Genomic DNA, 25,138 nt, shown 5'->3' with positions numbered 1-25,138 from the left:
GGGCGACACAGCATGGTGCATCCCATGCTCGGCACGACGCTCGGTATGGCCTGCGCGCGGATGGATGCCCGGGGAATCGATCAGGACTTCGCATGAGCATGCACGACGAGAGCTGGAACGTTCGGGGGATCGAGCCGAGGTCGGAGCAGAATGTCGCGGCGCAGCAGGACGACGCCGGGGACGTGCTCCGCTGGGCCGCCGTGGCCGACCCGAACAGCCCGATCGAGCACCTGCCGCAGCTCACCTCGGACGAGCTGCGTCAGCTGGCGGCGTGGAACGACACCGGGGTGGCGTATCCCCCGGCGAGGTGCGTCCACGAGCTGTTCGCGGACCAGGCCGCGCGGACACCGGACGCCGTGGCGCTGGTGTTCGGCGAAGAGCGGCTGACGTACCGCGAGCTCGACGAGCGCTCGAACCAGCTGGCCCATCACCTCCGCGGGCTGGGCGTGGGGCCGGAGGTGCTGGTCGGGCTGTGCGTCGAGCGGTCCCTCGAGATGCTCGTCGGGCTGCTGGCGATCCTGAAGGCGGGCGGGGCCTACGTGCCGCTCGACCCGAGCTATCCGCGCGAACGGCTGGCCTTCATGCTGGAGGACGCGCGACCCGCCGTGCTGCTCACGCAGTCGCGCCTGCGTGACAGCCTCCCGGCGCACGAGGTGGTGGTCGTGCAGCTCGATGCGCCCACCTGGCAGCACCAGCCGCGTACGTCCCCTGTCGTCCACGTCGGGCCGGATCACGCCATCTACGTCATCTACACGTCGGGCTCGACAGGCCGGCCCAAGGGCGTCCTCAACACCCATCGCGGACTCTACAACCGCCTCCGCTGGATGCAGCGGGCCTACGGCTTGAACGCGAGCGACGCCGTCTTGCAGAAGACGCCGCTGTCGTTCGACGTCTCGGGCTGGGAGCTGTGGTGGCCTCTGCTCGAGGGCGCCCGCATGGTGATCGCCGCGCCCGAGGGGCACAAGGATCCCCGCTACCTCGCGGCCCTCATCGCGGCCACCGGCGTCACCGTGGCGCACTTCGTACCGTCCATGCTCGGCGTGTTCCTGGCGGCGACCGAGCCCCGGGAGCGCGCGTCGCTCCGCCACGTCTTCGCCAGCGGCGAGGCGTTGCCCGGGCACTTGCGCGAGGCCTGGTATGCGGGCTGCCGCGGCGAGCTCCACAACCTCTACGGCCCGACCGAAGCCGCCATCGACGTGACGAGCCACGCCTGCCGGCCCGACGAGACAGGGCCGGTGCCCATCGGGCGCCCGATCGACAACACGCGCACTTACGTGCTCGACGCTGCGTTTCGCCCTGTCCCCGTCGGAGTCGCAGGCGAGCTGTATCTGGCGGGCGTGCAGCTCGCACGCGGCTACCTCAGCCGCCCCGGGCTGACCGCGGAGCGATTCGTGCCCGATCCGTTCGCGCTCGAGGCCGGCGCACGCATGTATCGCACCGGCGACCTCGCGCGCTTCCGCGACGACGGCGCCCTCGAGTTCCTCGGCCGCATCGACCACCAGGTCAAGATCCGCGGCTTCCGCATCGAGCTCGGCGAGATCGAGGCCGCACTCGCGGCTCACCCGTCGGTGCGCGGCTGCGTGGTCGTGGCTCGCGAGGATGCTACCGGCGACAAGCGGCTCGTGGCTTACGTGGTCGGCGACGACGCCACGGCGAACGCGCTGCGGGACTGGCTCGGCAAGAGGGTGCCGGAGTACATGGTCCCCTCTGCGTTCGTCTGCCTCGACGCGCTGCCGCTGAACCCCAACGGCAAGGTCGATCGCAAGGCCCTGCCCTCCCCCGACACGACCCGCGGCGCGGCAGCGACCTACGTGGCCCCGCGGACCGACGTCGAGCGCGCCCTCGTCGCCATCTGGGAAGAGCTGCTCGAGGTCCGCCCCATCGGCGTCAGCGACAATTTCTTCCTGCTGGGTGGTCACTCGCTCCTCGCTTTCCGTGTCGTATCGGCTGTCCAGACGCGACTCGGGGGTGCGCCGAGCCTGGCGACGCTGCTTCGCAACCCGACGATCGAGGCGCTGGCTGCTCTCTGGGACACGAGAGCGGAGCGGCCGCAGATCGGCCTCTCGCCGCGAGCGGACGGCGAGGCGCCGTTCGAGGGCGTGTCGGGCACCGAGCGGCGGATCTGGTTCCTGGAGAAGTTGTCGCCCGAGGCGAGGTCGTACCAGATCCCGCACGTGTTCGAGGTCGCGTCCGCGCTGTGTGCTCCGGCGCTCGAGGAGAGCGTGCGCGCGCTGGCATTGCGCCACCAGATCCTCCGCACGACCTATCCGGAGGTGGACGGAACGCCGAAGCGGGAGGTGTCCGACGACGTGCGGATCCCGATCCGCGTGGAGGACGTCTCGTCGCTGCCCGCAGCGGAGCGCGGTGCGGCGTTGCAGACGATGCTCGCCGCGGAGGTGAAGGACCGCTTCGACCTGGAGCGTGGGCCGCTGACCCGTGTCCTGGCCGTCAAGACGGCTGCGGACCGGCACGTCGTCGTCGTGCATCAGCACCACATCATCACGGACGAGTGGTCCTGGGGGCTGCTGCTCGCGGAGCTCTCGTCCCTGTACGAAGCGTCGCGCCGCGGGGAGACGCTCGCTCTGCCTGCCCTCGCCTGTCAGTACTCGGACTATGCGCGCGCAGAGGGGACGGCGCTCGCGGGCGACGGGCTCGCGGCATCTCGGGCCTACTGGAAGGAGGCCCTCTCCGACGTACCGCGGCTCGACCTCTCGATCGTCGCTCCCGCTTCGGGAGCGGTCTCGGGGCTCGAAGGACAGGTCTCGCTCCGGCTACCGCCGGAGACGAGCCGCCAGCTGCAGGCGCTCGCGCACGAACATGCCGCGACCCCTTTCATGGCCTGGTATGCCGCCCTCACGGCGGTGCTGTCGCGCTACAGCGGCCAGCAGGACTTCGGGCTCGGCGCGGTGGTGGCAAATCGCCAGCTCGTCGGGACCGAGGCGATGCTGGGGTTCTTCACGAACACGGTGGTGCTGCGGACCGACCTCTCGGGCGATCCGACGTTCGGCGAGCTGCTCGCGCGGGCGCGGCGGACTGCCCTCGATGCTTATGAGCATCAGGCGCTGCCGTTCGACGTCGTCGTGCAGGATCAGGGGCTGTCGCGGCAGGCCGGCGAGAATCCGCTGTTCGACGTGACCTTCTTCGAGGTGACGCCGCCCGCGGCAGCGGCCGGCTGGTCACCGCGGCTCGGCGCGGTGCCGCAAGGCGTGATGACCGCCAAGAACGCGCTGGCCGTGACCGTGCAGCACACGGTCGAGGGGACCGTCGTGGAGGTCCTGTACGACACGACGCGCGTGTCGCGAACCGCAGCGGCGCGGCTGTGCGGGCACCTGAAGACTCTGGTGACCGACGCGGCGGCGCACCCGGACAGGCGGGTGTCGCAGCTGGAGCTGCTCACCGACGAGGAGACCGAGAAGCTCGCGGCGTGGAACGACACGCCGCCGATCGATCCTGCCGCCCGGTGCATTCACGAGCTGATCGCCGAGCAGGCGGTCAGGGCACCGCAGGCCGTCGCGCTCGAGCAGGACGGGCTGTCGCTGAGCTACGGCGAATTCGAGGCGCAAGCCAACCGGCTCGCGCACCACCTGCGCTCGCTCGGCGTCGGGCCCGAGGTGCGCGTGGCCCTCTGTGTCGAGCGGTCCTTCGACATGGTGGTGGGTCTGGTTGCGATCTTGAAGGCGGGCGGCGCGTTCGTGCCGCTCGACCCGTCGTATCCGCCGGACAGGCTCTCGCTGCTGCTGGCCGAGGCCGAGGCGCCGGTGCTGCTGACGCACGCGGACATCGAGGGTCGGCTCTCGGCCCCGGGCGTGACGGTGGTGCGGCTCGACGTCGATGCAGCGCAGTGGGCTTCACGACCCATCACCCCGCCCGCGAGCGGCGTGACCCTCGAGCACGCGAACTACGTCGTGTTCACCTCGGGCTCGACCGGCAAGCCCAAGCCCGTGATCAACGAGCATCGCGGGCTCGCCGCCCGCGTCGCCTTCCAGCGCCGGCACATCGTCGTCCATCCCGGCGATCGCATCCTCTTCAGCGCCGCCATCGCCTTCGACGGCGCCATCGTCGACTGGGTGATCTCGCTGTGCAACGGCGCCACCTGCGTTCTGCCCAGCAACGCCTACGACGCCGTCGAGGGCATCGCCGAGTGCCTCGAACACCGCGCCATCACCTTCTCCTTCATCCCGCCCGCGATGTTGCGCGTGCTCCGCTGCCGCGCGCCCGCCCTGCGCCACATCACCCTCGCCGGCGACAGCACGCCGCCCGCGCTCGTCGCTCAATGGGCCGAGGGCCGCCAGGTCCTCAATTCCTACGGCCCCACCGAGTTCAGCATCTTCGCCGCGCAGGCCTGGTTCGATCCCTCGCGCCCGGAGAGGTTCTCCATCGGCCGGCCCGTCCACGGCGTTCGCCTCTACCTGCTCGACGCCGCGAAGCGGCAGGTCCCGCTCGGCATGCCCGGTGAGATCCACCTCGCGGGCGTCGGCCTGGCCCGCGGCTATCTGAATCGCCCTGCCATGACGGCCGAGCGGTTCGTGCCCGATCCGTTCTCGAACGAGCCCGGCGCCCGCATGTATTGCACCGGCGACCTCGCCCGCTGGAACGAGGACGGTGAGCTCGAGTTCCTCGGGCGCGTCGATCATCAGGTCAAGATCCGCGGCTTCCGTGTCGAGCTCGGCGAGGTCGAGGCCGCCCTCTCGTCCCACGCCGCGGTGGCGTCCTGCGTCGTCGTCGCGCGACAGGATACCCCCGGGAACAGCCGCCTCGTCGCCTACGTGGTGGCGAAGGACAGCGCGCTCGCGGTGGGCTCGCTCCGCGAGCACCTGCGAAACAACCTGCCCGATTACATGCTCCCGTCGGCGTTCGTCTTCCTGGACGCGCTGCCGCTCTCCGCCAACGGCAAGGTCGATCGCAAGGCCCTGCCTGCTCCAAAAGACACCCGGCAGGCCGGGGAGACGGCCCACGTCGCGCCGCGCACGGAAGCGGAGCGAGCGCTCGCGGAGGTGTGGTCGGAGGTGCTGCGCGCCCCGTCCGTCGGGATCCACGACAACTTCTTCTCGCTGGGCGGAGATTCGATCCTGGCGATCCAGGTGGTGGGTCGGGCCAAGCGAGCCGGCTTGCACGTGACGGTGCGCGACATGTTCATGCACCAGACGGTCGCGGAGCTGGTGCAGGTGGCGCGCAGATCGAGCGCAGCCGTGGCCGAACAGGCGGTGACCGGCGCGGCCTCGCTGACGCCGAGCCAGCAGTGGTTCCTGGGCAAGACCCCCGAAGAGGCGCACCACTTCAATCAGGCCTGCATGTGGACGCCGTCGCCCGGGCTGTCGCCCGGGATCGTGACCGAGGCGCTGAAGGTCGTATTGCGGCAGCACGACGCGCTGCGGTTGCGGTATCACCACGCGGAGTCCGGGTGGGTGCAGAGCCACGCGGAAGAGGTCGCGCTGCCGCTCGAGCGCGTGGACCTCTCGGCGGTGCCGCCGCGCGCGCGCAGGGCGGCCGTGGAGGCGTCGGCGGACGCTCTGCAGAGCGGCCTGTCGCTGTCCGCGGGCCCCGTGGCCCGCGCGGCGTGGCTGGATCTGGGCGAGGAGGGCACGCGGCTGCTGCTCGTCGTGCATCACCTCGTGGTCGACGGCGTGTCGTGGCGGATCTTGCACGAGGACCTCGAGCGCGCCTGCGAGGCCCTGCTGACCGGACGGACGCCGGAGCTCGCGGCCAAGACGACCTCGTTCCGGCAGTGGTCGGAGCGGCTCCACGCATTCGTCGCGGCCCGCGGCCTGTCCCAGGAGCTCGGCTTCTGGCGAGCTCAGTGTGCGCGGGGCATCACGCCGCTGCCGCTGGACCACGAGGCGGCGCTCGGCACGGTCGGAGACGGTCGCACGGTGGACGTGGAGCTGTCCGAGGCCGAGACCCGGGCCCTCCTGCACGACGTGAGCGCGGCCTACCGCACCGAGATCAATGATGTCTTGCTCTCGGCGCTCGCAGCGGCGCTGAGCGCGTTCTGCAAGACGGACACGGTGTGCGTCACCCTCGAGGGACATGGACGCGAAGCGCCGCTCGAGGACGTCGATGTGTCCCGCACGGTCGGGTGGTTCACGTCGATGTTTCCGGTGTGGCTGACGGTCCCGGAGGCCGACGATCCTGCGGCGCTGCTGAAGGGGGTCAAGGAACAGCTGCGGGCGGTGCCGAACCGGGGCTTCGGATACGGCTGGCTGCGGTACGCGCACGCGGACGAGGCGGTGCGCGCCGCGCTCTCGGTGGATCCGCCGGTGGTGTTCAATTACCTCGGGCAGTTCGACATGGAGGCGCAAGGTCGGGGGATGCTCGGACCGGCGGCGGAGTCGACGGGGAGTACCACGAGCTCGCGGATGGAGCTGTGGCACGCGCTGGCGGTGAACGGCGGCGTGTGGCAAGGACGGCTGCGGTTCGCATGGACGTACAGCTCGGCGACCCACGACCGCGCGACGGTGGAGCGGCTCGCAGCGCGGTTCGTCGCCGCGCTGCGGCGACTCATCGCTCACTGCGCGGCGAACGAGGCGTTTGGCTACACGCCCTCGGACTTCCCGCTCGCGCGGCTCGGGCAGCAGGCCCTGGACGGGCTGTTCGAGACCACGCGCGACGTCGAGAGCGTCTACCCGCTCTCACCGCTGCAGGCGGGGCTGTTGTTCCACGCCCTGAACGAGCCGGAGTCGCCGACCTACACCGTCCAGCTCGCGCTGCAACTGGGAGGCGACGTGGACGCCGCGGCGCTCGAGTGCGCGTGGAAGACGGTGCTCGCGCGCCATGCGGTGTATCGGACGTCTTTCGTGTGGCAGGGCGTCCCGGAGCCGCTGCAGGTGGTGCGGAAGAGCGTCGCCTTCGCGATGCCGACGTACGACTGGTCGTCGCTGGACGCGGTCGAGGCGGAGACGCGGTGGGAGGCCCTGCGGCGCGAGGAACGGGCGGCCGGCTTCGATTTCGGGCGGGCCCCGCTGGCGCGGGTCGTGCTCGTGCGCATGCCCGGGGGCCGGACGTGGATGCTGAAGACGACGCATCACATCCTGGCCGACGGCTGGTCGATGCCGGTGGTGCTCGGAGAGCTGCAGGCCGCCTATGCTGCGCACCACGGCGGGCGGCCGCTCGCGCTGCCGGAGCCGGTGGCCTACGAGCGGTACATCGCCTGGCTAGCGACGCGAGACCACACGGCCTCGTCGGCGTTCTTCGCCGAGTACCTGGCCGGCGTCGAGGAACCGACGCGGCTGCCGTTCCCGCCGCCCGCGGAGGCGACGCGGGAGCACGCGCAGCGTGACACCTCGCTGACCGCGGCCGAGACCGAGGTGGTCACGGCCTTCGCCCGGCGGCGCGGGCTGACCTTGAACACGGTGGTGCAAGGAGCGCTCGCGCAGCTGCTCGGCCGTATCACGGGGCGGACGGATGTCGTCTTCGGCATGACGACGGCAGGTCGCAGCGCGCCGATCCGCGGCATCGAGCGGATGGTGGGCCTGTTCATCAACACGCTGCCGCTGCGGGCCCGGTGGTCCGGTTCGGAGGGCGTGGTCGAATGGCTGCAGCGGCTGCAAGCCGAGCAGGTCGAGCTGCGCGTCCACGAGGCGACCCCGCTGTACGAGGTGCAGCGCGCGAGCGCGGTGGGTGGCGGTCGCGCGCTGTTCGACACGCTCCTCATCTTCGAGAACTACCCGGTGGACGAAGCGGCGCAGCAGGCCGAGGTCCTGCCGATCGAGGATTTCTCGGCGTTCGAGCAGACGAGCTACCCGCTCGCCATCACGGTGGCTGCCGGGACGACCCTCGACCTGCGCTGGATGTGGGCACCCGCAGCGCTTCGCGGCGAAGACATCGAGCGGCTCTGGGGACACCTGCGGACCGTGCTCCTCGACATGGTCGCGCATCCGGACAGACGCCTGGCGGAGCTCGGCCTCCTGACGGAGGCGGAGCACGCGAAGCTGGCGGCGTGGAACGACACCGCGGTGGCGTATCCCCCGGCGAGGTGCGTCCACGAGCTGTTCGCGGACCAGGCCGCGCGGACACCGGACGCCGTGGCGCTGGTGTTCGGCGAAGAGCGGCTGACGTACCGCGAGCTCGACGAGCGCTCGAACCAGCTGGCCCATCACCTCCGCGGGCTGGGCGTGGGGCCGGAGGTGCTGGTCGGGCTGTGCGTCGAGCGGTCCCTCGAGATGCTCGTCGGGCTGCTGGCGATCCTGAAGGCGGGCGGGGCCTACGTGCCGCTCGACCCGAGCTATCCGCGCGAACGGCTGGCCTTCATGCTGGAGGACGCGCGACCCGCCGTGCTGCTCACGCAGTCGCGCCTGCGTGACAGCCTCCCGGCGCACGAGGTGGTGGTCGTGCAGCTCGATGCGCCCACCTGGCAGCACCAGCCGCGCACGTCCCCTGTCGTCCACGTCGGGCCGGATCACGCGATCTACGTCATCTACACGTCGGGCTCGACAGGCCGGCCCAAGGGCGTCCTCAACACCCATCGCGGGCTCTACAACCGCCTCCGCTGGATGCAGCGGGCCTACGGCTTGAACGCGAGCGACGCCGTCTTGCAGAAGACGCCGCTGTCGTTCGACGTCTCGGGCTGGGAGCTGTGGTGGCCTCTGCTCGAGGGCGCCCGCATGGTGATCGCCGCGCCCGAGGGGCACAAGGATCCCCGCTACCTCGCGGCCCTCATCGCGGCCACCGGCGTCACCGTGGCGCACTTCGTACCGTCCATGCTCGGCGTGTTCCTGGCGGCGACCGAGCCCCGGGAGCGCGCGTCGCTCCGCCACGTCTTCGCCAGCGGCGAGGCGTTGCCCGGGCACTTGCGCGAGGCCTGGTATGCGGCCAGCCGCGGCGAGCTCCACAACCTCTACGGCCCGACCGAAGCCGCCATCGACGTGACGAGCCACGCCTGCCGGCCCGACGAGACAGGGCCGGTGCCCATCGGGCGCCCGATCGACAACACGCGCACCTACGTGCTCGACGCTGCATTTCGCCCTGTCCCCGTCGGAGTCGCAGGCGAGCTGTATCTGTCGGGCGTGCAGCTCGCACGCGGCTATCTGAGCCGCCCCGGGCTGACCGCGGAGCGATTCGTCCCCGATCCGTTCGCACTCGAGGCCGGCGCACGCATGTATCGCACCGGCGACCTCGCGCGCTTCCGCGGCGACGGTGCGCTCGAGTTCCTCGGCCGCATCGACCACCAGGTCAAGATCCGCGGCTTCCGCATCGAGCTCGGCGAGATCGAGGCCGCACTCGCGGCCCACCCGTCGGTGCGCGACTGCGTCGTCGTGGCTCGCGAGGATGCTACCGGCGACAAGCGGCTCGTGGCTTACGTGGTCGGCGACGACGCCACGGCGAGCGCGCTGCGGGAGTGGCTCGGCGCGAGGGTGCCGGAGTACATGGTCCCCTCTGCGTTCGTCTGCCTCGACGCGCTGCCGCTGAACCCCAACGGCAAGGTCGATCGCAAGGTCCTGCCCTCCCCCGACACGACCCGCGGCGCGGCAGAGACCTACGTGGCCCCGCGGACCGACGTCGAGCGCGCCCTCGTGGCCATCTGGGAAGAGCTGCTCGACGTCCGCCCCATCGGCGTAGACGACGACTTCTTCGCGCTCGGCGGCCACTCGCTCCTGGCGGTGCGCGTCGTATCGGCGGTGAAGGCGAGGCTCGGGCTCGGGCTGACTCTGGCCACATTGCTGCAGCGACCGACGGTCGCGGCCCTGGCGGCGTTGCTCGACGGGATAGCGACGCGACCGACGCCCGGGGCCGCGCTCTCACCCTCCCCGCGCGGCGTGGCCGAGCCCGCGTACGCCGGCCTCTCGGGGACCGAGCGGCGGATCTGGTTCGTCGACAAGCTCGCGCCCGAGGCGCGGTCGTACCAGGTCCCGCACGTGTTCGTCGTCCGCGGCGCGCTCTCGGAGCCGGCGCTGCGCCAGAGCGTGAAGCGGCTCGCGGAGCGGCAGGAGATCCTGCGCACCACCTATCCCGAGGTCGACGGCGTGCCGACGCGAATGGTGGCGGACAGCGTGTCGATCCCGCTGCGCCTGGAGGACGTCTCGGCGCTGTCCGAAGCGGCGCGAGAATTGGCGTTGCGCGCCCACCTGGAGGCCGAAATCGCGGTCCCCTTCGATCTCGCGACCGGACCGCTGACGCGCGTGCTGGTCGTGAGCCTGGAGGCCGAGCGCCATGTCGTGCTCGTCCTCCAGCACCACATCATCACCGACGAGTGGTCCAGCGGCGTGCTGCTCTCCGAGCTCTCGCGGCTGTACGAGGCGTGCTGCCGCGGCGAGACGGCAGCGTTGCCGGCGCTCTCCTACCAGTTCGCCGACCATGCCCGGGCGGAGCAGGAAGCCCTCACGACCGGCGGCTTCGCGGCGTCGCGGGCCCACTGGAAGGACAGGCTGGCAGGCGTCCCGCGGCTGGAGCTGCCCATCGTTCGCACCACCCCCGGGCGCGGCCCCGAGGCGAGCGTCGCGCTCGGCGTCCCGCTGGCGGCGAGCCGCGGGTTGCAAGCGCTCGCGCGCGACCACGGATGCACGCCCTTCATGGCCTGGTATGCCGCCCTCGCGGCGGTGCTGTCGCGCTACAGCGGCCAGTCGGACTTCGGGCTCGGCGCGGTGATTGCGAACCGCGAGGCGCCGGGCACGGCCGACCTGCTGGGGTTCTTCACGAACACGGTGGTGCTGCGGACCGACCTCTCGGGCGACCCGACGTTCGGCGAGCTGCTCGCGCGGGCGCGGCGGACTGCCCTCGATGCCTACGAGCACCAGGCGCTGCCGTTCGACGTCGTCGTGCAGGATCAGGGGCTGGCGCGGCAGGCCGGCGAGAATCCGCTGTTCGACGTGACCTTCTTCGAGGTGACGCCGCCGGCGAGCGACGCCGCGGTCGGCTGGTCGCCGCTCCTCGGCGGTGTGCCCCAGGGCCTGGCGACCGCCAAGAACGCGCTGGCCGTGTCCGTGCAGCACACGGCCGAGGGGACCGTCGTCGAGGTCCTGTACGACACGACGCGCGTGTCGCGAACGGCGGCCGAGCGGTTGTGCGGGCACCTGCGGACTCTGGTGACCGACGCGGCGGCGCACCCGGACAGGCGGGTGTCGCAGCTGGAGCTGCTGACCGACGAGGAGACCGAGAAGCTCGCGGCGTGGAACGACACGCCGCCGATCGATCCTGCCGCCCGCTGCATTCACGAGCTTATCGCCGAGCAGGCGGTCAGGGCACCGCAGGCCGTCGCGCTCGAGCAGGACGGGCGGCAGTTGAGCTACGGCGAATTCGAGGCGCAGGCCAACCGGCTCGCGCACCACCTGCGCTCGCTCGGCGTCGGGCCCGAGGTGCGCGTGGCCCTCTGTGTCGAGCGGTCCTTCGACATGGTGGTGGGTCTGGTTGCGAGCTTGAAGGCGGGCGGCGCGTTCGTGCCGCTCGACCCGTCGTATCCGCCGGACAGGCTCTCGCTGCTGCTGGCCGAGGCCGAGGCGCCGGTGCTGCTGACGCACGCGGACGTCCGGCTCTCGGCCCCGGGCGTGACGGTGGTGCGGCTCGACGTCGATGCAGCGCAGTGGGCTTCACAACCCATCACCCCGCCCGCGAGCGGCGTGACCCGCGAGCACGCGAACTACGTCGTGTTCACCTCGGGCTCGACCGGCAAGCCCAAGCCCGTGATCAACGAGCATCGCGGGCTCGCCGCCCGCGTCGCCTTCCAGCGCCGGCACATCGTCGTCCATCCCGGCGATCGCATCCTCTTCAGCGCCGCCATCGCCTTCGACGGCGCCATCGTCGACTGGATGCTCTCGCTGTGCAACGGCGCCACCTGCGTGTTGCCCAGCAACGCCTACGACGCCGTCGAGGGCATCGCCGAGTGCCTCGAACACCGCGCCATCACCTTCTCCTTCATCCCGCCCGCGATGTTGCGCGTGCTCCGCTGCCGCGCGCCCGCCCTGCGCCACATCACCCTCGCCGGCGACCGCACGCCGCCCGCGCTCGTCGCTCAATGGGCCGAGGGCCGCCAGGTCCTCAATTCCTACGGCCCCACCGAGTGCAGCATCTTCGCCGCGCAGGCCTGGTTCGATCCCTCGCGCCCGCAGAGGTTCTCGATCGGCCGGCCCGTGCACGGCGTTCGCCTCTACCTGCTCGACGCCGCGAAGCGGCAGGTCCCGATCGGCATGCCCGGTGAGATCCACCTCGCCGGCGTCGGCCTGGCCCGCGGCTATCTCCGTCGCCCCGCCATGACGGCCGAGCGGTTCGTGCCCGATCCGTTCTCGAACGAGCCCGGCGCCCGCATGTATTGCACCGGCGACCTCGCCCGCTGGAACGAGGACGGTGAGCTCGAGTTCCTCGGGCGCGTCGATCATCAGGTCAAGATCCGCGGCTTCCGTGTCGAGCTCGGCGAGGTCGAGGCCGCCCTCTCGTCACACGCCGCGGTGGCGTCCTGCGTCGTCGTCGCGCGACAGGATACCCCCGGGAACAGCCGCCTCGTCGCCTACGTGGTGGCGAAGGACAGCGCGCTCGCGGCGGCCGTGCTGCGCGAGCACCTGCGAAGCGACCTGCCCGACCACATGCTCCCGTCGGCGTTCGTCTTCCTCGACGCGCTGCCGCTCTCCGCCAACGGCAAGGTCGATCGCAAGGCTTTGCCCTCCCCCGAGGCGACCCGCGGCGCGGACGAGACATTCACGGCGCCGCGGACCGAGGTCGAGCGCGCCCTCGTGGCGATCTGGGAAGAGCTGCTCGACGTGCGGCCCATCGGCATCGACGACGACTTCTTCGCGCTCGGCGGCCACTCGCTCCTGGCGGTGCGTGTCGCGTCTGCGGTGAAGACGAGGCTCGGGCTCGGGCTGACTCTCGCCACATTGCTGCAGCGGCCGACGATCGCGGCCCTGGCGGCGTTGCTCGTCGGGATCGAGACGCGACCGGGCCCCGCGCTCGCTCCCTCCCCGCGCGGCGCGGCCGAGCCGGCGTACGCCGGCCTCTCCGGGACCGAGCGGCGGATCTGGTTCGTCGACAAGCTCGCGCCCGAGGCGCGGTCGTACCAGGTCCCGCACGTGTTCGTCGTCCGCGGCGCGCTCTCGGAGCCGGCGCTGCGCGAGAGCGTGAAGCAGCTCGCGGAGCGGCAGGAGATCCTGCGCACCACCTATCCCGAGGTCGACGGCGTGCTGACGCGAACGGTGGCGGACGGCGCTTCGATCCCGATGCGCGTGGAGGACGTCTCGACGCTGTCCGAGGCGGTGCGGGAAGCCGCCTTGCGCGCCCACCTTGAGGCCGAAATCGCGGCCCGCTTCGATCTCGCGACCGGACCGCTGACGCGCGTGCTGGTCGTGAGCCTGGAGGCCGAGCGCCATGTCGTGCTCGTCCTCCAGCACCACATCATCACCGACGAGTGGTCGAGCGGCGTGCTGCTCTCCGAGCTCTCGCGGCTGTACGAGGCGTGCTGTCGCGGCGAAGCGGCAGCGTTGCCGGCGCTCTCCTACCAGTTCGCCGACCACGCCCGCGCCGAGCAGGAGGCGCTCACGACCGGCGGCTTCGCGGCGTCGCGGGCCTACTGGAAGGACAAGCTCGCGAGCGTGCCCCGGCTGGAGCTCCCCATCGTTCGCGCCGCTCCGGCGCGCGGCCCCGGCGTCGAAGCGAGCGTCGCGCTGCGCGTCTCGCTGGAGGCGAGCCGCGGGCTGCAGGCGCTCGCGCGAGCCCACGGCTGCACGCCCTTCATGGCCTGGTATGCCGCCCTCACGGCGGTGCTGTCCCGCTACAGCGGCCAGACGGACTTCGGGATCGGCGCCGTGGTGGCGAACCGCGAGGTGCCGGGCACGGCCGACCTGCTGGGATTCTTCACGAACACGGTGGTGCTGCGGACCGACCTCTCGGGCGATCCGACCTTCGCCGAGCTGCTCGCGCGGGCGCGGCGGACGGCGCTGGAGACCTACGAGCACCAGGCGCTGCCGTTCGACGTCGTCGTGCAGGATCAGGGGCTGTCGCGGCAGGCCGGCGAGAACCCGCTGTTCGACGTGACCTTCTTCGAGGTGACGCCGCCGACGACCCCCGCCGCGGCCGGCTGGTCACCGCTCCTCGACGCGGTGCCCACCGGCGTGGTGACCGCGAAGCAGGCGCTGGCGCTCGGGGTGCTGCATGACGCGGACGGGACCGAGGTCTCCCTGACCTACGATACGACCCGGGTGGACGCCGGCGCGGTGGAGCGGCTCGGCAGGCACCTGCAGGTGTTGGTGCAGGACGGGGTGCTCCACCCGGACAGGCGCCTGTCGCAGCTCGACCTCCTGACGGAGGCGGAGCAGGCGGAGCTCGCGGCGTGGAACGACACGGCGGCGACCTGTCCCGCAGAGAGGTGCATCCACGAGCTGTTCGAGGAGCAGGCCAGGCGGACGCCGGCTGCGGTGGCGCTGGTGTTCGGCGAACAGCAGCTGACCTACCGGGAGCTCGACGAGCGCTCGAACCGGCTGGCCCATCACCTGCGCGGCCTGGGCGTCGGCCCGGAGGTGCTGGTGGCGCTGTGCGTCGAGCGTTCGCTGGAGATGGTCGTGGGGCTGCTGGGGATCCTGAAGGCGGGCGGGGCCTACGTGCCGCTCGACCCGAGCTATCCGCGAGAGCGGCTGGCATTCATGCTGACGGACGCGCGGCCCGCCGTGCTGCTCACGCAGGCGCGCCTGCGTGACAGCCTTCCGCCGCACGAGGTCGTGACCGTGCACCTCGACGCGGGCACGCCCGTGTGGCAGCAGCCGCGCACGTCCCCCGCAGTCGCCGTGGGGCCGGACCACACGAGCTACGTGCTGTACACGTCGGGCTCGACGGGGCGGCCCAAGGGCGTCCAGATCCTGCACGCGGCGCTGACGAACCTGCTGCACTCCTTCGCCGAGCAGACGGGGATCGGGCCCCGGGACGCGATGCTGGCCGTGACCTCGATGTCGTTCGACATCGCCGGGCTGGAGCTGTTCATGCCTCTGATCCGGGGGGCCTCGATCCACCTGGCGTCTCGCGACGACGCGAGCAACGGCGAAGCGCTGGTGCGCGCCCTCGATCGCGCGACGATGATGCAGGCGACGCCGGCGACGTGGCGCATGGTGCTGGACGCCGGCTGGGACGGTGAGAGGCCCCTGCAGGTGCTGTGCGGCGGGGAAGCGATGACGCCGGATCTGGCGGTCGAACTGGCGCGCAGGGCGTCCTCGGTGTGGAACGCGTATGGGCCGACCGAGACGACGATCTGGTCCGCGCTGTCTCGCGTCGACTCCGGACGGAGTGCCGTCCGGCTCGGTCGAGGGATCGCCAATACGCAGCTCCACGTGGTCGACAAACACCTGAGGCAGACGCCGGTGGGTGTCCCGGGCGAGCTGTACATCGGGGGTGCCGGGCTCGCGCGCGGCTATCTGGGCCGGCCCGAACTGACGGCGGAGCGCTTCGTGCCGGACCCGTTCTCCGCCGCGCCCGGGGCGCGGATGTACCGCACGGGCGACCTCGTCCGCTGGGACGCGAACGGAGAGCTCGAGTTTCTCGGGCGCATCGATCACCAGGTCAAGATCCGCGGCTTCCGCATCGAGCTCGGGGAGATCGAGGCGGTGCTGTCGTCGCACCCGTCCGTGCGCGCGTGCGCCGTGGTCATGTGGGAACCTGCGTCCGGTGACAGGCGCCTGGTCGCGTACGTGGTGCTCGGCGAGAGCGGATGCACCGACGATGCATTGCGCGAGCACCTCGGGGCCGCGCTGCCGACGTACATGATCCCCTCCCTGTTCGCGCGGCTCACGGCGCTGCCGCTGAGCCCCAGCGGCAAGGTGGACCGCAAGGCGCTGCCGCCGCCCGACGCGACGCGCGACGCGGCCGAGACGTCCTGCGTGGCGCCGCGGACCGAGGTCGAGCGCGTGCTCGCCGAGCTGTGGTCGGCGGTGCTGCAGCGCTCGCCGCTCGGGATCCACGACAACTTCTTCTCGCTCGGAGGGGACTCGATCCTGGCGATCCAGGTGATCGGTCGCGCGAAGCGAGCCGGCCTCCACCTCACGGCGCGCGACATGTTCACGCATCAGACGGTGGCCCAGCTCGCGCTGGTGGTGCGGAGAGACAGCGCCGTGCTGGCGGAGCAGGAAGCCGTCGTCGGGACGGTGCCGCTGACGCCGATCCAGCACTGGTTCTTGGATGGCGACCCCGTGGACGCCCATCACTACTGCCCGGCGATGCGCTGGACGCCCCCGTCCGCGCTCTCGCCCGAGATCGCCGCAGAGGCGCTGCGGATCGTCGCAAAGCAGCATGACGCGGTGCGGTTGCGGTATCGTCGCGCCGCGTCCGGGTGGGTTCAGGAGCACGAGGCGGGCGCGACCGTCGTGCTCGAGCGGGTGGATCTGTCGGCGTTGGATCGCTCGGCCCGCGACGCCGCGGCGGCCGAGGCGGTGGCGCGGCTGCAACGCGGCATGGATCTGTCCCGCGGCCCGATCTGCCGCGCTGCGTGGCTGGATCTGGGCGAAGCGGGCGCGCAGCTGGTCCTCGTCATGCACCACCTCGTCACCGACGGCGTGTCGTGGCGAATCGTGTGCGAGGACCTGCAACACACCTGCGATGCGCTGCTCGCCGGGCGGACGCCGGAGCTCGGACCCAAGACGACGTCGCTCCGCCAGTGGTCCGAGCGACTCCACGCGTTCATCGCCGGCGGCGGCCTGTCGCAGGAGCTCGGGTACTGGCAGGCGCAGTGCGCTCGTCGCGTGACTCCGATCGTGCGAGATCGCTACGGCGCGCCGGGGACCTTCGGCGATAGCCGCACCGTGGAGGCGGAGCTCTCGCCGGCGGACACCAGCGCGCTCCTCCGCGCCGTCGGCTCGGCGCATGGGACGGAGATCGACGCGGTCCTGCTGTCGGCCCTCGCATCCGCGCTGAGCGCCGCCTCCGGGACAGACACGGTCTGCGTGGCGCTGCAGCACCACGGTCGCGAGCCTGTCGTGGCAGACGTGGACGTGTCCCGCACCCTGGGATGGTTCTCGTCGCTGATCCCGCTGTGGCTGAGCGTGCCGCCGGGCTGCGACCCTGGCGTGCTGCTGAACGACGTGAAAGAGCAGCTGCGGTCCGTGCCCGGCCGGGGCCTCGGATACGGCTGGTTGCGGTATGCGCATCCGGACGCGAATGTACGCGCGTCGCTGTCCGTACCGATGCCGGTGGTGTTCAACTACCTCGGGCAGTACGAGGCAGGCTCGCCCTGGACATTCGACGGGACGGCGCATACGAGCATCAGCCCGAACATGGCGCTGTATCACGAGCTCGTGGTGAGCTGCATCGTGGTGGACGGGCGACTGCGGCTCGGCTGGAGCTTCAGCCGCGCTGTCCATGAGACCTCGACGATCGAGCGGATGGCAGGAGCGTTCCTCGCGTCGCTGCGGCGCCTCATCGCCTGCTGCTCCTCCATGGACGCATTCGGGGGCGCGCCCTCGGGCTCCTCGGGCGGGCGGAGGGAGGACACGTCTTGGAACTGACAGATCCATCGCAAGCCCGGCTGTTATGCGCCGAGCAGCTCGACGAGCAGAGCGCCGGTCTCCCGGCAGCTGCTCGCGCGCAGCTGCTGGAGGTGCTGACGTGGCTCAGGACGTTCATCTCCAGGCCGAACCCGATCATCGGTCGCAAGGGGTCCGTGTGTCCCTTTGTCGAGCCCGGCCTGAACCGCTTCCGATCGATCCGCTTTCATGTGTACGAGGGCGAGCTCCGCCCCGCCGCCGTGGAGTCGGTGATGCGCGCGCTGGTGGCACGCTTCCCCGCGGAGCTCCCCACCACCGGGATGGGCCGCGAGTTCCGCGCCATCCTGACCCTATTCCCCGGGTTGCCGAACGACGCGGGGCCGCGGTTCATCGACCCGGTGCAACAGGCGCTGAAGCCCGAGATCACCGCCCGGGGTCTGATGATCGGCCAATTCTATCCCGGCTGCCGCGAGCCCGGCTTGCACAACCCCGACTACCGCCCGCTCGAAGCACCGCACCCGATGCTGGTGATTCGGCCGATGCAGCTCACCGATCTGATGTTCCTGTTCTCCCGCCCGGAGTACCTGTCGGCCTACGTCCGGAGGTTCGGCATCACCGCCCGCGACGAGCTCACGGCGCGCATCGCCGCCGCGGGCGTCCCGCAACTACCGGTGAACTGGGAGGCGGTCCTGGACGCGGCGTTTCCACCGAGCCATGCGGTTCTACGATGAGCACGGCGCGCCCGACATCGATCGCCCTGACCAGGTCAATGACCGGCGCTCTCGGCCGAGCGCTGGACGGCGCGGATCTGTCCCTGCTCCATCGTGATGACACGATCCGCGCAGGAGAAATAGCGGTCGTCGTGGCTGACCGCGAGGACGGTCTTTCCGCGGGCCCGGAGCGTGGGGAGCAGCTCGGTGTAGAAGTACTTGCGGAACTCGGGGTCCTGGTCGGCGGCCCACTCGTCGAAGACGTAGATCGGGCGGTCCTCGAGCAGCGCGACGATCATCGCCAGGCGCTTGCGCTGACCGGTCGACAGCTCGCGCTTGGTGAAGCCGCCCTCGGCGAACGACGTCTGGCTGCGAAGGTGCATCTGCGCGAGCAGCCGGTGCACCTCGCTGGCATCGACGTCGGCGAGGCCGTAGAGGCGCGAGAACAGGTGGAAGTCGGAGTAGATCGTCGTGAACAGCTCGCGGTAGGCGGCGGCGTTGCGCGGGTCGACGGCGATGCCGTCGACCAGCAGGCGCCCGCCGCTCGGCGCATACAGGCCGGTGAGCGTCTTGACCAGGGTCGTCTTGCCGCTGCCGTTGCCGCCGACGATGAACAGCACCTCGCCGGCATTCACGGTGAGGTCGATCGGGCCGATGTGGAAGCCTTGCTCGGTGCCCCCGGCGTGGCCGTATTGAAGGCCGCGCAGCTCGATCGACGAGAAGCGCCCGCCCCAGGGGTCCTCGCCGGGTTCGGAGCTCTCGAGGCCGGCCGCGTCGAGCTTGGCCTCGAGCGCCGCGATCTCGGCCAGCGCCTGGTTGGAGCGAGTGAACGCGGCCACCCCGTTGATGATGCCGCTGAGCGGACCCCAGATGAACATCGTGCCGGCGACGAGGGTGCCGGTCATCGCCGTGTCCGTGGGGACGTACTGGGGGAGCACGAACACGACGGTGCCGAGCAGCGCGAACAGGCTGCAATTGGCGAAGATCCAGTTGTCGTCGAAGATCCGGCCGGACAGGACCGTCGCCCGACGCATCCGCTCGGAGTGAGCGACGATGCCGGCGCGCACCTCGGTGCCGCGACGACGGCTGTACTTGACCTCCTTGAAGCCCCGCAACAGATCCGTCAGAGAGTCGAAGAAGCGCAGGCGTGTCTCCGCCTTCTCCTGGAAGTAGCCGTCGAGCTCGCGGACCCTGGCGCGGTAGATGCTCACGCTGATCGCGGTCAGCAGCGCGAGCAACACGAACGCGGTCGGCGACACGTACGCGAGGTAGAGGCAGGCGAACACGGAGATGCTGGCCGACTGCAGCACGTGGGCCATGTGCCCTGCCCATCCGGAGATCACGGCCGCGTTCTCCGTGAGGCGGTCGAAGATCTCGGCGGAGCCGATGCGTTCGATGCTGGCCAGATCGGCGCGCTCGACCTTGTCGACGATCCGAGTCTTCATGCGGTGCAGCGCCGACTCGACGATGGCCACACAGCGGTGGTACGTCGCGCGCCCCGCGACGGCGTACAGGACGACGCCCAGCGCGAACATCGCGAAGATGCGGAATTCGGTCGGGTCGGACGAAGCGCTCGCTGCATTGACCAGCGCGAGCACCAACACGTTGGCGACGCCGGCGAGGGTTGCCGCGGTCAGCACCGCGCGTCGCTCCCTCCCTGCCTCGTCGAGGAACAGTTCGACGATAGTCATGGATCGATTTCGTCGTACACCGCTGGCCGGGCGGGCTCAGCCGGTCGGGTCTTCCGCGGCCTTTGCCATGGCGAGCCGCAAGGACAGCGGCCGCATGTCGGTCCACACTTCATCGATGTGGGCGAGGCACTCTCGCTTGGTGCCATTCTTGCCCGCCTTGCGCCACCCGGCCGGCAGTTCCCGGTCGGCGGGCCAAATCGAGTACTGCTCCTCGTGGTTGATAACCACCTCGTAACGGGTGTCATCCGTCTCTTCATCGCGCATGGAATTGTTCCTGATCGGTCGGGATCCAGGTGTGGAGAACGGCAGGACGCTCGCACGTCGGCCGGTCGTCGTCAACACCCGGTGCGCGACGCGTGGCGAACAACGACGGTGAACAGGACCGTCGAGACAAAGCGCGGTACGTGTATCGACTCACCGTGGATGACCGAGGTCTCGAGCGCACATCCCCGGGCATTGCCTACGGGCCGCGCGGATCTGCGCGACCCGTCGAACAGGCTCGCGTACCCGTGCAGGGAGCCGCTCGTGGCCTCGATTCCGCACACCGACGTGAGCCGTTCGAGGGGCCCGCCAGCCACGCTCGGACTCGTGTCACAGGGGGCCCCGGCGAACCATACGAGGGCCTCATCAGGTGCCATGCGAAGGCGCTCTCCTCGGGTGGACCCGGGAGGCCTCGCAGCGCAATTGATCGACGAATCGTCACGCCAGGCGAACGCGCCGGGCGTGAGGGTTCATGCGCGCCAAAACGGGGCCGGAGCGGGCTCCTGGGCCCGAATCGCGCGCCATGCGCGATACGGAAAACGATGCAGCGACCTTGACATTGGGACTCAAACGCAGTGAGGTACTGTCCATGGTGAGCGAGACGACGCAAGCGAAAGAAATGGCCACTGATCCGGAGACGCGGCTGATGCAGGCGGACGCGATCATTCATCGTAACGTGCTGTGGGCGCTCGGCGCGGGGGCGGTACCGATCCCGGTCGCCGACGTGCTCGCCGTCAGCGCCGTGCAGGTCAAGCTGCTCAAGGAGCTGTCCGCGCTCTACGGCATCGCGTTCCGCGAGGATCTCGTCAAGAAGCTCGTCGGCACGCTGCTCGTCGGGATCGGCGGCGTCGGCGTCGGCGCGGCGCTCGGGATGAGCCTCGCCAAGCTGATTCCTGTGGTCGGCCAGGCGCTGGGGATCATCAGCGTGCCGGTCGCGTCCGGCGCCTTCACTCACGCCATTGGCCGCGTCTTCGTCATGCACTTCGAGTCCGGCGGCACCTTCCTCGACTTCGATCCGCACCGGATGCGCGAGCACTTCAGGCGCGAATTCGAGGGCGCGAAGGAGAAGGTCGCCGAGCTGCGCAATCGACCCGGCGCGCCGAACGTGTCGCCCCAGGGGCCGGCGTAGTCCGAAGGAGCGGGCGATGGAATTGACCCTGCTCTTCGTCTATGCGCTGCCGGTCGTGACCCTGTTGGCGCTCGGGTTGCTCGGCACGACGCGGCGCCTCGGCTTCTGGCTGACGGTGCTGCTGTCGATCGTGCTGACGCCGATCGGCGGATTCATCGCCGCTCAGCTCTCGGGCCCACGCAAGGCCGACCGTCGAGCAGGCTGACCGCTCATGGCGAACACCGGGGAGACGAGGAAGGTCGACGACCGGTCGCCCTTGCGCGAGTGGAGCGAGAAGACGCTCGGCCGGGTCGAATACCTCACCTACACCGCGCTGGTCGTGGTGCTGATGTTGCTCGGCTTCCTGTGGCCGCGGATGTTCATCACCATCCCGACCGGAAGTCAGGGTGTGATGTACCGCTATTTCGCCGGAGGCACGGTGACGGACAGGGTGTGGGGCGAAGGGCTGCACATCATCCCACCGTGGGACCACCTGACGCTGTACGAGGTGCGCCTGCAGCAGAAGACGTTGAACTTCGACGTCCTCAGCGACGAGGGGCTCAACCTGCAGGTCGCCGTCTCGGTGAAGTTCCGGCCGGACAGCGACATGCTCGGGCATCTCCACCGCGACATCGGCCCCGATTACTTCGATCGGGTGATCGAGCCGGACATCCAGGCCCACGTCCGGCGGGCTTTCGGGGATCGAGCCGCCTACGAGATCTACTCGAGCGCCAACGACCTGATGCTCGAACTGCGCCGGATCGCCACGCTCGGGCGCGACGAACCCGGCGACGGCGAGAAGGAGAAGCCGTACGTGCAGATCCAGGAGCTCGAGCTGGTCGACCTCGAGCTGCCGGAGGTCGTCCTCGCCGCGATCGCCGAGCGGTACCGCCAGGAACAGCTGATGCTCGAGTATCGCCACAAGCTCGAGCGCGAGGAGGCGGAGGCCCAGCGCAAGCGGACCGAGGCGAGCGGCATCCGCGACTACAACACGATCATCGGCGACCTCTCCCCCGACGTGCTGCGCTGGCGCGACCTCGAAGCGACGTCGGAGCTCGCCAAGTCGTCCAACTCCAAGGTGCTCGTCCTCGGCGGAGCGACCGGCTCGGGCTCCTCGCTGCTGTTCAACGTCGGTGGTGACTCGACGCCGGCCTCCGCGGCGCCGGCCTCCGCGGCGCCGGCCTCCGCGGCGCCGGCCTCCGAGTCGCCGGCCTCCGAGTCGACCGCTGCGCCTTGAGCTCGGCTCAATTCCGGCCGGTCGCGTCTCGCCACAGCTCGAGGAGCCTGCGCAGCACCGACCCGTCCGGCCGCGGCGGCTCCTCGATGGTCGGCTCGAGCTCGATGCCGAAGCGACGCAGGTCGAGGAAGGGGTTCCTCTCGAGGTCGAAGGCGCTGAGCGGGCGCTCGAGTCGCCCCGGGCGCAGGCCGTGCGTGATCGCGCTCTGCTGGACCTCCTGGCGATCGAGGTACTCCAGCCAGCGCCGCGCGGCGTCGAGTTCAAGGGCGCGCCCCTCGTCGTCGGGCCACATCAGCACCGCGGGGTGCTCGGCGACGAGGGTCGTCGACGGGTAGTACACCCGGACCTCTCCGAGCTCGTCGGCGCTGAGTCGCGCGAGGATCGGGAAGACGAGGCTCTCGTAGGTGACGACGCCGTCATAGCTCGTCGGGCCGAGGTCGAAGAAATGGTCGGTCAGCAGGGCCGCGGAGCCGAACCAGACGTCACGCCCCGCGTGGCAGCGCCGCAGCCACCGCTGCAGGACCTCGCCCTCGCGCTCGAGCGCGAGCGCGATGTCGCCGGCGGTGTCGGCGAGGAGGTGCTGCCGGGCCATCAGCAGGAGCGTCGCAAGGCCGCCGGCGGAGTTGGGCGCGGGGAACCCGAGCTTGACGCGGCCCCAGGAGCCCAGCTCTTCGGGCGTCGGAATCAGCGGAGCGGCGGGCGTCGGCGGGACCGCAGGGGCGGAGCGCGCTTTTTTCGTCACGAGCCGCGGGTCGGGCTGCGGCGGCGGCGGGTTCCGCTGTTGGTACCAGTCGAGCCAGTTGCCCGGGAGCATGTCCTTCTCCAGCACACCGTCGAGCGCGGGTGCGCGAGGAATTGTCGGACAGAGCGCGTCGACCCAGAACCCCACCCCATCGCCGTCGGCCTCGCGGATCGCTCGCAGCGCCCGGAACTGCTTCTCGTGGAGCAGGACGACGAGCGGCGAGCGGACGAGGGGGCGCCGCTCGTCGATCCGGAACAGCGACTCGGCCGACTGCTCGCGCCACCGGATGTCCAGATAGCGCAGAGACAGCTCCTCGGCCGGCGCCCACAGCGTCGGTCGCAGTTCACCGCGGAGAATGGCGCTGGCAGCCTCGAAGTCATCGCGCGCGGTCAGCCGGAGCTGGACGTTCGGGCACTGCTCCATGAAGGCGTCGGCGGCCTGCGCGAGCCAGGGCCCCTGGTCGGTGCTGTGGACGACCTCGACGAGGTGTGGCCGCCCACGCGGGCCAGGCGGGCCGCACGCGGGCGCTGCGTCGCCGGGCTCGCCCCGTATTTCGACGAACTCGGCGACCGGTGGGACGGCGTCGACCAGGTTGCCGCCGAAAGCCATGAACGCCGCGATGACGCCGACCACGGCCCACAAGGCGGCGAGGAACAGCGCATTGCCGACGATCGAGCTCCATCCCCGGGGGCGCACCTCATCCTCGGGCCGGGCCGGGGCGCGGCGGCCGAGCCTGAACAGCGCGATCACGAGGAGAGAGAGCGCGAGGGCGAGGCCGATGCGAATCGCGACCTCCATCACGCACATCTCGAGACGCGACGACCTGCGCGCGCTTGGGCATCCGTGGACATTGCGAGGGCATCCTCGCACACGGGCTTCAGGGCGTCAAACGTGACGTAGACCGCCCTCGGTCGCATTCACGCCGAACGCGCTCGCCGGCTGCCCGTCGACTGGTACTCCTGCAAGAACTGGAAGTCGGCACGTGATCTGCCGGAGGACGTCGAGGGGACCGCCGCGAGGCTCGTCCCCGCCAACGTCTGCCGTGCCGTCGTCGACAGAGAGCCGGACGTGATCGGGCCGCACACCTGCGCGGGGCCGACGCGTGCGCGTGCGAGCGCCGGCCGTCGAGCAATGCCGGGAGCGCGCTCAAGAGCGGGATGCCGTACGCCCTCTGTCACGATGCGATGCCGACGAGCGACTCTGCGAAGACCCGCGTCGCATTGTCGGCAACATTCATCCAGTCCAAGGGACCGTACGTGCAGCTCGACGGCGTCCGCGTGGCACCGAAGCGCGCCCGCGCCTCGGTGCAGTCGACCCCAATCGGGGGCGAGGGCCCCGGCCTGCACGCCCCGCTCGCGGTCGCGTCAGGGGCCGCACCGCTCCGCGCCTCGCCGCGCAATGATGCATCTCGCGCGAATCGACGGCCGCTGGCGAGTGCTCGCAATCGTCACGGCGAGCATTCGCTCGGAAACAACACACTGCGCAGCGCAATGCGTGGTCGACAGACACCAACGAATCACCGCCGTCTCCTGCCCGCGCGCGCGGTCATGGGTCTTGAGGGGCTCCATACACCGTGCTAGCTTTCCCGCGCTGTCGTGAATAGGTGCGACAGGCGAACGCCCGCGCGTCGCAGGCGAATTGGAGGATCTATGGCATACGAATCAAGCATGCAGGATGTGAATCAGCTGGCGGAGCTCGAGCAGCTCGACGTGATCGAATCGAACGAGCTGAAGGTCGGCAACGCCTTCCACGCGTTCCGCTTCGCCGTCGCGCAGCCGCTCGACGAGCTCGACGAGCGGACCTTCAACGTCCTCAAGGAGGCGTCGACGCTCCTGGCCAAGCAACACGGCATCGACGAGAAGACCGCGCAGCAGCGGATCCTCGACGAGGCGGCGGAGAGCAACCCGATCGAGCAGGTCTCCCGCCACGTCATCGCCCACGCGAAGCTGTTCACCAAGTGAGCGACCGGACCGGCGGGCCCGCGCCGTGCATTGCATGGCGTCGGGCC

General features: G+C 70.6%; 9 protein-coding genes. 6 read left to right on the top strand and 3 right to left on the bottom strand.

Features of this window, described 5'->3' with window-relative positions; translation table 11 throughout:
* Positions 1-92 precede the first annotated feature (92 nt).
* Together K7C98_RS06290 and K7C98_RS06285 are read left to right on the top strand one after the other, a co-directional pair.
* A complete protein-coding gene (locus tag K7C98_RS06290; protein ID WP_224190641.1) occupies positions 93-17,402 on the top strand; it encodes a non-ribosomal peptide synthase/polyketide synthase in 17,310 nt (5,769 codons plus the stop codon).
* A complete protein-coding gene (locus K7C98_RS06285) occupies positions 17,393-18,112 on the top strand; it encodes a DUF6875 domain-containing protein (RefSeq protein ID WP_224190640.1) in 720 nt (239 codons plus the stop codon). Before K7C98_RS06290 ends, K7C98_RS06285 begins: the two co-directional genes overlap by 10 nt.
* 35 nt (positions 18,113-18,147) lie before the next feature.
* On the opposite strand, the gene K7C98_RS06280 is transcribed toward K7C98_RS06285, so the two are convergent.
* The gene (locus K7C98_RS06280) at positions 18,148-19,782 is read right to left on the bottom strand and encodes a cyclic peptide export ABC transporter (RefSeq protein WP_224190639.1); all 1,635 of its coding nucleotides are present in this window, start codon (positions 19,780-19,782) and stop codon (positions 18,148-18,150) included.
* Positions 19,783-19,818: 36 nt separating this feature from the next.
* Entirely contained in the window at positions 19,819-20,046 is a 228-nt protein-coding gene (locus tag K7C98_RS06275; protein ID WP_224190638.1) for an MbtH family protein, read from the bottom strand.
* 520 nt (positions 20,047-20,566) lie between these two features.
* Between K7C98_RS06275 and K7C98_RS06270 the strand changes: the two genes are divergently transcribed.
* Genes K7C98_RS06270 through K7C98_RS06260 form a run of 3 tightly spaced genes read left to right on the top strand, consistent with a single transcriptional unit; the run spans position 20,567 to position 22,388 of the window.
* Positions 20,567-21,172, top strand: a complete 606-nt coding sequence (locus K7C98_RS06270; protein WP_224190637.1) for a YcjF family protein — start codon at positions 20,567-20,569, stop codon at positions 21,170-21,172.
* A 16-nt stretch (positions 21,173-21,188) separates the two neighbouring features.
* Complete coding sequence (locus tag K7C98_RS06265; protein ID WP_224190636.1) at positions 21,189-21,377, top strand: hypothetical protein; 189 nt, start codon at positions 21,189-21,191, stop codon at positions 21,375-21,377.
* 6 nt (positions 21,378-21,383) lie between these two features.
* Positions 21,384-22,388: a prohibitin family protein gene (locus K7C98_RS06260; RefSeq protein WP_224190635.1), complete on the top strand. Its 1,005-nt coding sequence runs from the start codon at positions 21,384-21,386 to the stop codon at positions 22,386-22,388.
* Between the two features lie 7 nt (positions 22,389-22,395).
* On the opposite strand, the gene K7C98_RS06255 is transcribed toward K7C98_RS06260, so the two are convergent.
* Positions 22,396-23,928: a substrate-binding domain-containing protein gene (locus K7C98_RS06255; protein ID WP_224190634.1), complete on the bottom strand. Its 1,533-nt coding sequence runs from the start codon at positions 23,926-23,928 to the stop codon at positions 22,396-22,398.
* An 869-nt stretch (positions 23,929-24,797) separates the two neighbouring features.
* On the opposite strand from K7C98_RS06255, the gene K7C98_RS06250 reads away from it, so the two are divergent.
* Positions 24,798-25,091 carry a hypothetical protein gene (locus K7C98_RS06250; protein ID WP_224190633.1) on the top strand — a complete coding sequence of 98 codons (294 nt, stop codon included), beginning with the start codon at positions 24,798-24,800 and terminating at the stop codon, positions 25,089-25,091.
* Positions 25,092-25,138 lie beyond the last annotated feature (47 nt).

This window comes from Nannocystis pusilla (assembly GCF_020073745.1).
Lineage (GTDB): Bacteria > Myxococcota_A > Polyangia > Nannocystales > Nannocystaceae > Nannocystis > Nannocystis radixulma.
Note: the sequence above shows the minus strand (reverse complement) of the source record. Positions and strands in the feature narration are given on the sequence as shown.

Coding starts and splice junctions, on each gene's coding strand:
- K7C98_RS06270 (WP_224190637.1), top strand. CDS start 20,567: ATGCGCGATACGGAAAACGATGCAGCGACCTTGACATTGGGACTCAAA.
- K7C98_RS06290 (WP_224190641.1), top strand. CDS start 93: ATGAGCATGCACGACGAGAGCTGGAACGTTCGGGGGATCGAGCCGAGG.
- K7C98_RS06260 (WP_224190635.1), top strand. CDS start 21,384: ATGGCGAACACCGGGGAGACGAGGAAGGTCGACGACCGGTCGCCCTTG.
- K7C98_RS06280 (WP_224190639.1), bottom strand. CDS start 19,782: ATGACTATCGTCGAACTGTTCCTCGACGAGGCAGGGAGGGAGCGACGC.
- K7C98_RS06275 (WP_224190638.1), bottom strand. CDS start 20,046: ATGCGCGATGAAGAGACGGATGACACCCGTTACGAGGTGGTTATCAAC.
- K7C98_RS06255 (WP_224190634.1), bottom strand. CDS start 23,928: ATGGAGGTCGCGATTCGCATCGGCCTCGCCCTCGCGCTCTCTCTCCTC.
- K7C98_RS06250 (WP_224190633.1), top strand. CDS start 24,798: ATGCAGGATGTGAATCAGCTGGCGGAGCTCGAGCAGCTCGACGTGATC.
- K7C98_RS06265 (WP_224190636.1), top strand. CDS start 21,189: ATGGAATTGACCCTGCTCTTCGTCTATGCGCTGCCGGTCGTGACCCTG.